The sequence below is a fragment of the Bacillus sp. EKM420B genome (assembly GCF_011065565.1).
GTDB lineage: Bacteria > Bacillota > Bacilli > Bacillales > Bacillaceae > Bacillus > Bacillus velezensis.
This window is the reverse complement of sequence record NZ_JAAMNX010000003.1, coordinates 286,872-299,040: the sequence shown is the minus strand read 5'-3', so window position 1 is coordinate 299,040 and position 12,169 is coordinate 286,872. Positions and strand designations below refer to the sequence as shown.

Below are 12,169 nucleotides of genomic sequence, written 5' to 3'. Positions count from 1 at the left end.
ATTCAAATTAGATAATCAGCATGGCGTCGCCAAAGCTGAAGAAACGGTATTCCTCTTCTACCGCATGACGGTAGGCGGAAAGAACATGCTCTCTGCCGGCAAGCGCAGAAACGAGCATGATAAGGGAAGATTTCGGCAGATGAAAATTGGTGATCATGCCGTCAATCGCTTTAAATTCATATCCCGGATAAATGAAGATGGACGTCCAGCCGCTCGAAGCGGTAAATACGCCGTCATGCTCGCCGGCAATGGTTTCCAGGGTGCGCGTTGATGTCGTCCCGACCGACACGATGCGCCCTCCCGCCTTTCTGACCTCGTTTAAAGAGGCGGCGGTTTCTTCCGTCATTTCATAAAATTCCGCGTGCATGTTATGCTCTTCCACATCATCCGCGCTGACCGGGCGGAATGTGCCGAGTCCCACATGAAGTGTGATAAATTCAATCCGCACACCCTTTTGCTTCAGCTCGTCCAGAATCTCTTCCGTAAAATGAAGTCCGGCCGTCGGAGCTGCGGCAGATCCGATTTCTTTTGAAAAGACGGTCTGATACCGTTCTTTATCATCAAGCTGCTCTTTAATATAAGGAGGCAGCGGCATTTCACCGAGTGATTCAAGCACTTCGTAAAAAATCCCGTCATACCGGAATTCTATTTTTCTGCCTCCGTGATCAAGCTCCTCCGTGCAGACCGCTGTCAGCCGGCCGTCGCCAAATGTCAGGACCGTTCCTTTTTTTACGCGTTTCGCCGGCTTTACGAGCGTTTCCCATGTGTCATTTTCTTCCTGTTTTAATAACAGAAGCTCCACTTTCGCTCCCGTATCTTCTTTTGTGCCGAATAATCTTGCAGGCAGCACACGGGTATTGTTCAAGACGAGACAATCCCCTTCATTAAAAAAGCTTACAATCTCTTTAAATGAACTGTCCGTCAGCCCGCCCGTCTGTTTGTCGAGCACCATCAGCCGCGATGCGTCACGCTCTTTCAGCGGCACTTGGGCAATGAGGCGTTCAGGCAGTTCAAAATCAAATAAATCGACTTTCATCATTTCACCTTTATTCTGTCTATTGTTATTTCATTCTGCCGAAAAAATTAAGCAGAATGGATAGTATCACACTGATCACAATACAAGTGACAACGGGAAAGAAAAATGTAACATTTCCCTTCTTAACGAAAATATCTCCGGGCAGCCTTCCGACAAAGTGCCAGACTGCGCCGGCAATAAGCAAAACGGCACCGAGAACCATGAGAACCTTCGGAAAGTCAGTCACGGGCGGGCGCCTCCAATCGAAAATGTTCATACACAGCCGGAGTCACGACCCGTCCCCTCGGCGTCCTCTGGAGAAATCCGATCTGCAGCAGATACGGTTCGTACACATCCTCTATTGTATGCGGTTCTTCGCCGATTGTCGCGGAAATCGTATCAAGGCCGACAGGACCGCCGCTGAATTTTTCGATCATGCCCATCAGCAGCTTATGGTCGATATGGTCAAGGCCGAGCGCATCGACTTGAAGACGTTCGAGCGCGTCGTGAGCGATTTCTTCCGTGATGCGGCTGTCGCCGAGCACCTGGGCAAAATCTCTCACCCTTCTGAGAAGCCGGTTTGCAACCCGCGGCGTTCCCCTTGACCGTCTGGCGATCTCCAGAGCCGGAGCTTCTTCGATATCCACTTCAAAAACGTCAGCCGTTCTTGACACGATATCTGTCAGCTCTTCCTGCGTATAGTATTCAAGGCGCGACAGCACCCCGAACCGGTCTCTGAGCGGTGCGGTCAATAACCCGACCCTTGTCGTCGCTCCTACAAGCGTAAAAGGGGGAAGGTCTAGACGGACGGAGCGGGCGGACGGGCCTTTTCCAATGACGATATCAAGGCAGAAATCCTCCATCGCCGGGTACAGCACTTCCTCAATCGAGCGGTTCAGCCTGTGAATTTCGTCTATAAACAGCACATCCCCTGGTTCGAGCGCCGTCAAAATGGCTGCCAAATCTCCCGGTCTTTCGATGGCGGGACCTGACGTCGTCCGCATCTCCACACCCATCTCATTGGCCACGATAGACGCAAGCGTTGTTTTCCCGAGACCCGGAGGCCCGTATAAAAGAACGTGGTCCAGCGTTTCCTGCCTCATTTTCGCCGCATCGATAAACACGCGCAGATTTTCTTTCACCTTCTTTTGGCCGATATACTGGGCGAGATTCTGCGGCCTGAGGCTTTGCTCGATTATTGATTCATGGCTGTCTGCTTCACTTGAAACGAGCCGTTCATCCATGAACATCACCTTACTTTAATAATTTTTGCAATGCTTTTTTCACATATTGATCTGTTGAAAGCGCCGTTTCCTCTTTTAAGTGAGGAAGCACTTTTTTAATTTCTTTTTCGGCGTAGCCGAGAACCCGGAGCGCTTCAAGCGCCTCGTCAAGCGCCGTTTCAGCCTCTTGTTTTTCAATGCGCGCTTCATGATTGAACAGGTTGTCAATCATTTCAGGCACGACGTCGGCCAGTTTGCCTTTCAAATCAAGAATAATCTGCCGCGCCGTTTTTTTGCCCACACCCGGAAATTTCACCAAAAAGGCTTCATCTTCCTGTTCGATCGCTTCGATGACGGCTCCGGGGTCACCGGAACCGAGGATGGCGAGCGCCCCTTTCGGCCCGATGCCGGTGACGTTCAGCAGCTTTGTGAAAAGCGCTTTTTCTTCCCGGGTTGAAAAACCGTACAAAGAAAAGGCGTCTTCTTTTATATGATGATACGTAAAAATGGTCTCTTGATTGCTTACCTTATAAATAAACGGGTTCGGAGTGAAGACCTGATAGCCGATTCCGCCGTTTTCAATCACGATGTATTGGGGAGATACATAATCAATCGTCCCCTTCACGAATTCAATCACACCTATTCACCTCTTTGACTGCTTATCATTGTAACACAAAAACAGCCAAAGTCTTATAGAAAAGTTAACGTATGTTCGCTTTGACACCTTCCGTTCAGAAAAAAAAAGACATGTGTCACATGTCTTGCGTCAATGTCAGCCGCTGTAAGTCTTAATATGATCGATCACGCTCTCAAACTCCGCTTTTGTCCTGTACGGTATGCCGTGTTCCAAGTGCTTTTGCAATCGGCTTTCCAGCCTTTCTATATCAATCTGGAAGAAAGATTGAATCGGCTCGGCCAGCGATCCGGGACGGCCGTGAAAAGTGGAGATGACGCCTCCGTCCGTGACGCCGATATAACCGTTAACCTTACTGAGCGGAGAAATGTCATCAACATGCTTACGGAAAAGGACGAAGCCTTTTTTCTGCTCAACGAGCGTCCAGCCCGCATATGCGGCCCAAAAATCCTCCATCGCCAAAACGGTTTCATCCGTATGTTCGATGCCGACATCACCGTCCAGATAGACCTTTTCCAGCTGGACGTGCACCCGAAGCGGCCCGTAATGCTCAACCTCCGCCCCGTATGCGCCTTTTCCTCCGCAAATCAGGACTGCAGCCGATAAGATAAGCATAAACAATAGACGAGCACCGCAAATTCGTTTCACCAATAACACCTCTTTATTCAATCAAACTCTTGATGCTAGTTTGACCAAAGATGCCGGTGCTTAACCGTTTTCTTTCATTTGTCTGTTTCAGCCGAAAAAAAGCAGCCTCTATATGAGGGCTGCCCCGATGATTATGCCCGGCCGGCTGAAATCAGTTTCATTTGTCCGGGCGTCAGTTTGAGCCGGTATCCCCTTACGGTCAGATACATAGTTTTTTCTCCGCGGCTTTTGTCATGCTCCGTTTTTTTCATTCCGGCCCCTCCGTTACGTTTTATTACTTTTATGTTAACACCGCAACATAAAGAGCGTTTTAAGAATATGTAAAGAAATGATGAAGCTTTATCCATAAAAATACTGCCGGATGAAATCATCCGGCAGTCCCGTTTAACGGCTGTTTCTGTTCATGTCTTGCAGCTTTGTAAAAGTAGCGTTGTCGGTAAACACTTGAATTGTACGGCCGTCCGCAAATTTTTTGGCCGCATGTTTGACATGTTTATCATCATTTTTCGTAAAAGGATGATTTGTTCTGACGGCAATGACGACTCTCGTGTCAGTCACGATGACCTGACTATCCTGTACGCCTTTTACTTTTTTCACGCGGTTTGCAACTTTTGCCGCCAGTCTGATGTTTTCGGCGTTGTCATACCCATTATAAGACATTGCTGCCGGCGGCGTATTGACATTTCGGCCGTTATATGTGCCGTCCGTCGTTAACGGAACCCCGTCATTAGGCGCATACTGGTCGGACACGTTTGTCGTATTATGACGGCCGTTTCGGTTTTCCATCATTTCAGAAACGGGTCCTTGATGATCCATTCCGTACTGGCGTCTGCCGTTATCATTATCATTCGAATAATATCCGACCGGACGTGTTGACTGATTGTAGCGTCCGTCATTCATGGCATTATTTGCTCCGCATGCCGTTAAGCTTGCCGTCACGGCTAAAACGCCTGCGATCGTCATCAGTTTTTTACCCAATGGAAAAACCCCCCGTGGATTCATCGCTGTTTGAGCGTTTTCCGCTCATGTTTAGGATGTGCGGCCGACGGCGGGTTTAAGCTTGTCAGTTATGTCCATTCCTCAGTTGGACATAAAAAAAGGAACGACATACATCGTCCCGAAACATTAATCTTCTTCTTCCTCCGGCCGTCCGAATACTTGATTTGGACTCGGCTGATTCGGCGCGGCATTAGGATTTGCTCCGCCGTAAGGCATAAAATATCCGGCGTTTGCACCCACATTCGGATACGGCTGCACAGGCACATTTGCGTGATGGTGATGTGAACCGTGGTGATGATGGTGGTGGTGATGTGAATCATGGCAGCCGCAATCATCATCCTTATATTTTCCATCATGATGAGGCGCGTTTGTGTAATGTGACGAATATCCGCCGTAATACGGCATTTGACCGTACGGAGCACCGCCGAAACCGGATGCAGAACCATCATAATGCTCTGCATTTTCATGGGCTTGGTTTTCATATTCACCGTAACCCGCTTGCGGCCCAAATCCCGGATGATGGAATCCGTGATGATGGAATCCGTACGGTAACGGCATCGGCATTACCGGAAAGCCTCCATAACCTCCTCCAAAACCGCCGAAACCTCCGCCTACCGGGAAGCACGGATGGCATAGTCCCGAACCCGGCAGCATCGGTGTCACCGGAACCGGACAAGGACAAGGCATGCACGGCATCGGGTAATGCATAAAAGGCGGTTCAACGGCTGGCATATTCGGAAACGGGACATTCGGAATGTTTGGCATGTTCGGCAGATGATAAGCGGCGTTTTCTTCTTCCATCTTACCGGCTTCAGGCGCCTTCGGCATATTCGGGTAATTCGCGTTTTCCATGTTGATCATTTCCTCCTGTTGTGGAATGTTATTGTCATGCTCTTTTTCTTTCGGCTCGACAAAATGTGTCACCGGTTCCTCCGGCTTAGGAGGCGACCACGGCTGAAACAGCTGATTGGACGGATAATATTGGTTCATATCAGCTTCCGGCAGCACATTTTCATGCTTTTCAGGGATTGGCGGCACATACGGAATTGACGGCTTTGGTTCTTCCGGTATGGTGTCTTCAATGTCCACAACTGATTTCGGTTTTTCTTTGGCATATGGATGCTCATGCTTATGCGCAGACGTTCCGAAGCCGGCCTTGGGCTCTTTTCTTACCGGAACGGCTTCTGAAGGCACCTTTATCTTCATTCCAGGCATAATTAAGTCTGGATTGCTAAGCTGATGATTCAGTTTTTTTAACTCTTCAAGATCAACTCCGTATTTTTCAGCTATTTTCCAGAGCGAATCGCCTTTTTGAACGATATGAATTTTCAACGTTTTCCCCTCCTATGCACAAAACGTGAACGGTACATTTGTCATTACAATACGTTTCTTCACACTATATGCCGGTGGACTGGGCATGATGATAAAAAATTTGGGAAGGAGGGGAAATTTTTATGATTACGTATGACTCAGCATTCTGTTCAAAGCACGAAGCGCTTCTGTCCGAACCGCTTCCGGAACTTTAATGACACCCTTCGGCTCGCCTTTTTCAAGCTGCTCAAGCGACCACAATAAATGCGGCAGGTCGATTCTGTTCATTGTCAGACACGGACACATATCGGGATTCAATGATTCAATCTGTTTATCCGGGTGCGAGTGAATGAGGCGCTGAACAAGATTCATTTCCGTGCCGATCGCCCACTTGCTTCCCGGTTCTGCCTGTTCAATCGTATCAATAATATATTTGGTAGACCCGCTGTCGTCACTGAGCGAGACCACTTCCCGCGAACATTCCGGATGAACGATAATGCGGATGCCGGAATCCCGCTGCCGCAGCTGAGAAATATTTTCCGCTGTAAACTTTTCGTGTACGGAGCAATGTCCTTTCCAAAGGATGACTTTAATGTTTTCCGGATGGTCAGTAAGCAATCGGTTCTGCCCCGGGTCCCATACAGCCATTTCTGTCAGCGGAATGCCGAGGTCATAGGCCGTATTTCTGCCTAAATGCTGATCCGGCAAAAATAAAATTCTTTCTTTTTGTTTAAAAGCCCATTTCAGCACACTCCGGGCATTCGAAGAGGTGACGGTCGCTCCTCCGTGCCGTCCGACGAATGCTTTAATTTCCGCCGTCGAGTTAACATATGTTAACGGAATGATGGTGTTACCGTACAGTTCTTGAAGCTCTTGCCATGCTTTGTCCGTCTGCTGAATATCTGCCATATCAGCCATCGAGCATCCGGCGCGCATGTCAGGCAAAATGACGGTTTGGTTATCATCAGTCAGCATATCAGCGGTTTCCGCCATAAAATGCACGCCGCAAAACACAATATATTCCGCCTCTTTATTTTTTTCTGCCACTTGAGCAAGCTGCAGAGAGTCACCTGCCGTATCAGCGAATTGTATCACTTCGTCTTTTTGATAGTGATGCCCCGGAATGAACAGGCGCTTTCCGAAATCCCGTTTAATGGCGGCGACACGCTTTTCCATTTCTCCGGTGCTCATGTCTTTATAATGGCTCGGCATCATTTCGGCTGATGCAGTTAGTACGTCAAAAATAGACATCTTAAAAATCCCCCTGTTCCGCAGCCTCAACATCCATGCTGATGTCGGCGCTTTTTAGTGAATGAGTCAGAAATCCGAGTGAAATATATTGTACGCCCGTTCCTTTATAAGCGGGCAATGTGTCGAGCGTTATGCCTCCGGATGCTTCCGTTTTGATATGACCCGGTGTCATGCCTGCAAAACGCCGGACGGACTCAGGCGGACAGTTGTCAAACATAATAATGTCTGCGCCCGCTTCTATTGCCTCGAGCAGCTGCTGTTCGGATTCGATTTCGACTTCCACCGCAAGCATCTGCCCCGCCGTTTTTCTTGCCCGCTCCACGGCTGCCTTTATCGATCCGCAGGCGGCAATATGATTATCTTTAATCATGATGCCGTCATATAAGCCGAAGCGATGATTAAAGCCGCCTCCGATGCGAACAGCGTATTTTTCCAGCATTCTGAGCCCGGGTGTCGTTTTTCTCGTATCACAAAGCTTGATGGACGGATCATCAAGACGCCTTTTGGCCTCATCCGTCATGGTCGCAATGCCTGACATTCTTTGTATGAGATTCAAAATGACCCGCTCCCCCGTAAGAAGAGCTGCCGCCCGGCCTTCCATTTCAGCGAGCACGTCTCCTCTTTTCATCCGTTCTCCGTCTTTTTTCAGGGAGCGGATGCGGATATCATCGTGTAAAAGCTTCCATCCTTCACGGATAACGTCTTCTCCGGCAAACACGCCGTCTGTTTTTGCGATGATCCGCGCTTTACATTGCTGATCAGAAAAAATCGCTTGTGACGTCGCATCACCCGTTCCGATATCTTCCTGAAAAAAATGAGTCAGCATTTGTTTCAGCTGCAGAATGTCCATAGTTCCCCAATCCTTTCGTTTTTTCTGATAACTGTTCCAGATGTTGAATGAATGATTTGTTTTCCGTGCCACTCTTTCTCCGTCCCGGGAAAATCAGTGCGAAAATGAGCGCCTCTGCTTTCTTCCCGAATAAGGGCTGAGGTGACAACAAGTTGCGCAGTCTTCCATAGGCAGGATAGCTCGGCTTGTTCCATTGTGATATCCTTCACATTTATATGACGCACAGATACGTTGTTAAGCCAGGATGCCAGCGCCTGCAGGTTTTCTTTTTCCCTGACGATGCCCGCTCCGGTTGTCATTTTGGCTTGAAGCACATGAAGCGTTGTGTCCGGCACTTGTAAGATGACATCGGTTTTCTTCGGGGTTTTTTTATATCTTCCGTTTAACGGTGTTTGAATGATATGTTCAGCACATCGTTGCCCGCTTGCCAGCGCTTCCAGCAGTGAGTTGCTCGCAAGGCGGTTCGCCCCGTGCAAGCCTGTGCAGGCGGTCTCGCCTATAGCGTACAAATCAGGCACGGACGTTTTCCCCCATGTATCGGCTTTTACTCCGCCCATTAAAAAATGCATTCCGGGTGCTACAGGAATCCCGCTTTCAAGATCAACGCCGGCTGTTTGACAAATTTCTGTTATGGTCGGAAAACGTTTGTTAAAATCGGCTATTCGGCTGCAATTTATAAAAACAGGATTTTCTTTCATCATTTCTTCATAAATCGCCCGTGAAACCACATCCCGGGGCGCCAAATCTTCAAGCGCGTGTCTGCCAGCCATGATCCTGCGCCCGAAGCGATCCGCTAAATATCCGCCTTCTCCTCTCACTGCTTCAGAAATCAGACCGTAAACAGTCCCGTTTTTCACAAGGAGGGTCGGGTGGAACTGGGTGAACTCCATATCCGTGATCTCAGCTCCCGCACGGAAGGCAAGAGCGATGCCGTCTCCCGTTATGGCGGAATCATTTGTGTGATATTGGTACAGACTGCCGCAGCCGCCTGAAGCAAGCACTACACAATCCGCTCTTCTGTAAGAAACAGCGCCTGAAGCATCCTTTACGGCAACGCCTGCGCATCGCCCTTGTTCAATCAGCAGATCGACAACCGTCTCGTGTTCAATGATCCGAATGCCGTCTCTCAGCTGCCGAACCAGAAACTCAACCAGCATCCGTCCGGTCGCATCTCCCCCGGCGTGCAGAATCCTCCTTTTGGAATGAGCGCCTTCCCTGCCGAGACAAAAGGTTCCGTCCGACTTCGTATCAAAAGGGAAATGGCCTTCTATCAGCCTCTTTATCATGCTCTGTCCGCTTTGCAGCAAATGCCGCACGGCTGTCACGTCATTGTGTCCGCATCCCGCATACAGTGTATCGTTCACATGGGATTCTATAGAGTCATCTTTTGCGTATGAAACAGCAATCCCGCCTTGAGCATAATGCGAATTGCTGTTCGTAACGTTTCTCTTTGTGATGACGGTTACTTGGTATGACGGAGGAAATGAGGAAGCACAGGCAAGGGCCGCCGTCCCCGAACCAATGACGATAATTGTTTTTTCAGACATACATCACCCTCCTGTTATATTTACACCTGTCTTGACACCTATATTTACACAACGATAAAATAAACTCAAGCTTTTTTTAACATAAACGGATAGGAGACGGGCTGTATGATTTATCTTGATTACGCGGCGGGAACGCCTTTAAGCAAAGAAGCCGCGAAAGTCTTTCAGCATCTCAGCACAGAGGTATACGGCAATGCAAGCAGCCTTCATGACGCCGGAGGAAGAGCGGCGGACGTGCTGGAATATTGCAGACATTCTGCAGGAAAATTGATCGGCGGAGCGGCAGACGGCATTTACTTTACAAGCGGCGGAACGGAAGCGAACATCTTGGCCGTCCAATCATTGCTGCACGGTCTGCCCGACCACAAAAAACATTTTATTACGACCGCAATGGAACACCACTCGATCCATAATGCCGCGGCGTTTTTAGCTGACCGGGGAATTGATGTCACCATCATATATCCCGACGAAAACGGCCTTATAACCGAGGACATACTGGCGGCTCATATCCGACCTGACACGGGGCTCGTTTCCATACAGCACGCCAATTCAGAAACCGGCCTCATCCAGCCTGTGAATCGTCTGGCCGCTTTTCTTCACCAGAGAAACATTTTGCTGCATTGCGATTGTGTTCAAAGTTTCGGCAAACTGCCGATTGATGCGGATCAGGCGGGAATCGACGCCCTTTCCGTCTCCGGTCATAAAGTATACGGCCCGAAAGGCACCGGGGCTGTTTACATTCGGCCCGGTGTCAGCTGGAATCCGGTTTATCCGCATACCGTGCATGAAAACGGGTTCAGGCCCGGTACGGTGAATGTGCCGGCCATCGGCGCTTTTACCGCTGCTGCGGAGTACGCAGTGAAACATATGGAGGAACACCGTGAGCATGCTGACAGGCTGAGGAATTATTTGTATGATCAAATTCGGCGTCAAGGCCTTCCCATTTCATTTTCAGAGGAAGAAACCGGCGGTGAATGCCTGCCCCACATTGTCGGGTGTTTTTTTCACTCCTTTGAAGGACAATATATTATGTTAGAATGTAATCGTAACGATATTTGCATCTCAACCGGGAGCGCATGTTCCGCCGGCAGCCACGGCCCTTCTTCAGCTATGAAGGCGCTGAGAAAAGCCGAACGGGAAGCGCGGCAGTTTTTCCGGATCTCATTCGGAAACGAAACAACATGTGAACAGCTCGATATGCTGATACATACATTTACGGCGCTGTGGGAGCAAAAGAAAGGAGAATCAGCAATTTGACAGAAGGAACGAAGCTTACTGGGGCGAAAAGACGCGACATGCTGCTTCATTGGCTGAAAGAAGCCGGCTCGCCATTAACAGGAGGCGAATTGGCCAAAAAAGCAAATGTTTCAAGACAGGTGATCGTGCAGGACATATCGCTCTTGAAAGCAAAAAGCGAACCGATTATCGCGACGAGCCAAGGCTATTTATACATCAGCATGAATGCCGGCGGCGAAAAAAACGCCGAACGGATTGTCGCCTGTCTGCACGGCCCGGAGCGGACGGAAGAAGAGCTTGAACTCATTGTCGATGAAGGCGTCACCATAAAGGACGTCATTATTGAACACCCCGTATACGGCGATTTAACCGCCGCCATAAGAGTCAGCACACGGAAAGAAGTCAAACAATTCATGGATCACATTAACTCGACAAATGCCGCTTACCTTTCACAGCTGACCGGAGGCGTGCACCTCCATACGTTAAGCGCCCCGACAGAAGAGCGGATTGACCAAGCCTGCCAAGCGCTGGACGACGCGGGTATTTTAATAAAAGATTAAAAAAAAAGCCCCTTGAAGGGCTTTTTTTATATCGAATAGGATTGATATGTTCCCAGAAGCTTGACCCGGCAGCCGAGGGCTTCCATCTCTTGAACGGCACCGGGAATGAGAACCTGATCCATCGCCTGTTCAATATCAATAATAAAGAAATAGTTGCCGAGACCCGTTTTTGTCGGGCGCGATTCAATCTTTGATAAATTCAGGTTTCTCCATGAAAAAGCGGACAGCACCCTGTGCAGCGCGCCTGATTGGTCATCTTGGGGAAGCGTTACCATCATCGTCGTTTTCGGCCGTGAAGACAGTTTCGCATTCACTTCGAATGAGACGTCTTTTTCAGGCGAAAGAATGACAAATCTCGTGTGGTTGTCCTGATAATCCTGAATATCCCGCTTCACGATGCTCAATCCGTATGTAGCGGCCGCCATTTCATTTGCAATCACGCCGATCGGAAGGTCCGAATGCTCACTGACATACTTGGCAGCCGCACCTGTTGACTTCGCATACTCATAAGGAACGGACGAAAAATGCCGGTGAAGAAATTTGTGGCATTGCGCAATCGCATGGGAATGAGAATAAATTTTCTCAAGCTTTTTCCACTCATTTTCTCTCGAAGGGTGAACGAGCAGATGCTGGTGAATTGGCAGCGTCATTTCCCCCACGATCGCAAGAGGCTGCTCATGAATCAAGTAGTCAATCGTTAAGTTAACCGAGCCCTCCAGCGCGTTTTCCAAAGGAACAAATGCAAGATCAACTTCTCCCGCAACCGCCGCATCCATGCATGCCGGTATTGTTTGATAAGGTGCTTGTGTCACGCTGTTTTGAAAGCAGGAACTGACTGCTAGATGTGTAAATGTGGCTTCTGGCCCTAAATAACCGACTTTCATGTCTCTTCTCT

At 49.0% G+C, this 12,169-nt stretch carries 14 protein-coding genes; 2 read left to right on the top strand and 12 right to left on the bottom strand.

The annotated features are described in order from the left end of the window. Positions 1-7: 7 nt before the first annotated feature. From queA to nadB, 11 genes are all read right to left on the bottom strand, one after another. On the bottom strand, positions 8-1,036 hold the full coding sequence (gene queA / locus G9F48_RS11525; RefSeq protein ID WP_003152692.1) for a tRNA preQ1(34) S-adenosylmethionine ribosyltransferase-isomerase QueA: 1,029 nt from the start codon (positions 1,034-1,036) through the stop codon (positions 8-10). Positions 1,037-1,061: 25 nt separating this feature from the next. Next, on the bottom strand, positions 1,062-1,262 hold the full coding sequence (locus G9F48_RS11520; protein WP_003152687.1) for a DUF2905 domain-containing protein: 201 nt from the start codon (positions 1,260-1,262) through the stop codon (positions 1,062-1,064). Then, on the bottom strand, positions 1,255-2,259 hold the full coding sequence (gene ruvB, locus G9F48_RS11515) for a Holliday junction branch migration DNA helicase RuvB (RefSeq protein ID WP_003152685.1): 1,005 nt from the start codon (positions 2,257-2,259) through the stop codon (positions 1,255-1,257). Before ruvB ends, G9F48_RS11520 begins: the two co-directional genes overlap by 8 nt. Before the next feature lie 10 nt (positions 2,260-2,269). Further along, positions 2,270-2,875 carry a Holliday junction branch migration protein RuvA gene (ruvA, locus tag G9F48_RS11510; RefSeq protein ID WP_003152683.1) on the bottom strand — a complete coding sequence of 202 codons (606 nt, stop codon included), beginning with the start codon at positions 2,873-2,875 and terminating at the stop codon, positions 2,270-2,272. Positions 2,876-3,010: 135 nt separating this feature from the next. Next, positions 3,011-3,520 carry an intercompartmental signaling factor BofC gene (locus G9F48_RS11505; RefSeq protein ID WP_012118093.1) on the bottom strand — a complete coding sequence of 170 codons (510 nt, stop codon included), beginning with the start codon at positions 3,518-3,520 and terminating at the stop codon, positions 3,011-3,013. Positions 3,521-3,651: 131 nt separating this feature from the next. Then, positions 3,652-3,771 carry a hypothetical protein gene (locus G9F48_RS20080; RefSeq protein ID WP_373366015.1) on the bottom strand — a complete coding sequence of 40 codons (120 nt, stop codon included), beginning with the start codon at positions 3,769-3,771 and terminating at the stop codon, positions 3,652-3,654. 133 nt (positions 3,772-3,904) lie between these two features. Beyond that, positions 3,905-4,498, bottom strand: coding sequence for a YhcN/YlaJ family sporulation lipoprotein (locus G9F48_RS11495; RefSeq protein ID WP_069013531.1), 594 nt, complete (start codon positions 4,496-4,498; stop codon positions 3,905-3,907). Between the two features lie 147 nt (positions 4,499-4,645). Continuing rightward, complete coding sequence (gene safA / locus G9F48_RS11490; protein WP_165409513.1) at positions 4,646-5,851, bottom strand: spore coat assembly protein SafA; 1,206 nt, start codon at positions 5,849-5,851, stop codon at positions 4,646-4,648. Positions 5,852-5,977: 126 nt separating this feature from the next. Continuing rightward, complete coding sequence (gene nadA, locus G9F48_RS11485; protein ID WP_024085652.1) at positions 5,978-7,081, bottom strand: quinolinate synthase NadA; 1,104 nt, start codon at positions 7,079-7,081, stop codon at positions 5,978-5,980. A 1-nt stretch (position 7,082) separates the two neighbouring features. Next, positions 7,083-7,931, bottom strand: coding sequence for a carboxylating nicotinate-nucleotide diphosphorylase (nadC, locus tag G9F48_RS11480; RefSeq protein ID WP_165409512.1), 849 nt, complete (start codon positions 7,929-7,931; stop codon positions 7,083-7,085). Then, complete coding sequence (nadB, locus tag G9F48_RS11475; RefSeq protein ID WP_165409511.1) at positions 7,913-9,478, bottom strand: L-aspartate oxidase; 1,566 nt, start codon at positions 9,476-9,478, stop codon at positions 7,913-7,915. Before nadB ends, nadC begins: the two co-directional genes overlap by 19 nt. A 105-nt stretch (positions 9,479-9,583) precedes the next feature. Here nadB and G9F48_RS11470 point away from each other — a divergent pair, with 105 nt between their 5' ends. Both G9F48_RS11470 and G9F48_RS11465 read left to right on the top strand, forming a co-directional pair. After that, positions 9,584-10,735, top strand: a complete 1,152-nt coding sequence (locus G9F48_RS11470) for an IscS subfamily cysteine desulfurase (protein ID WP_165409510.1) — start codon at positions 9,584-9,586, stop codon at positions 10,733-10,735. Next, positions 10,732-11,274: a transcription repressor NadR gene (locus G9F48_RS11465; protein ID WP_165409509.1), complete on the top strand. Its 543-nt coding sequence runs from the start codon at positions 10,732-10,734 to the stop codon at positions 11,272-11,274. The genes G9F48_RS11470 and G9F48_RS11465 overlap by 4 nt, the downstream gene beginning before the upstream one ends. Before the next feature lie 26 nt (positions 11,275-11,300). On the opposite strand, the gene pheA is transcribed toward G9F48_RS11465, so the two are convergent. Then, the gene (pheA, locus tag G9F48_RS11460; RefSeq protein ID WP_003152668.1) at positions 11,301-12,158 is read right to left on the bottom strand and encodes a prephenate dehydratase; all 858 of its coding nucleotides are present in this window, start codon (positions 12,156-12,158) and stop codon (positions 11,301-11,303) included. Positions 12,159-12,169 lie beyond the last annotated feature (11 nt).

What these genes read in the sequence shown, in the direction of transcription:
- nadA (WP_024085652.1), bottom strand. Translation starts at nt 7,081, where the DNA reads ATGTCTATTTTTGACGTACTAACTGCATCAGCCGAAATGATGCCGAGC.
- nadB (WP_165409511.1), bottom strand. Translation starts at nt 9,478, where the DNA reads ATGTCTGAAAAAACAATTATCGTCATTGGTTCGGGGACGGCGGCCCTT.
- G9F48_RS20080 (WP_373366015.1), bottom strand. Translation starts at nt 3,771, where the DNA reads ATGAAAAAAACGGAGCATGACAAAAGCCGCGGAGAAAAAACTATGTAT.
- queA (WP_003152692.1), bottom strand. Translation starts at nt 1,036, where the DNA reads ATGAAAGTCGATTTATTTGATTTTGAACTGCCTGAACGCCTCATTGCC.
- ruvB (WP_003152685.1), bottom strand. Translation starts at nt 2,259, where the DNA reads ATGGATGAACGGCTCGTTTCAAGTGAAGCAGACAGCCATGAATCAATA.
- pheA (WP_003152668.1), bottom strand. Translation starts at nt 12,158, where the DNA reads ATGAAAGTCGGTTATTTAGGGCCAGAAGCCACATTTACACATCTAGCA.
- nadC (WP_165409512.1), bottom strand. Translation starts at nt 7,931, where the DNA reads ATGGACATTCTGCAGCTGAAACAAATGCTGACTCATTTTTTTCAGGAA.
- G9F48_RS11470 (WP_165409510.1), top strand. Translation starts at nt 9,584, where the DNA reads ATGATTTATCTTGATTACGCGGCGGGAACGCCTTTAAGCAAAGAAGCC.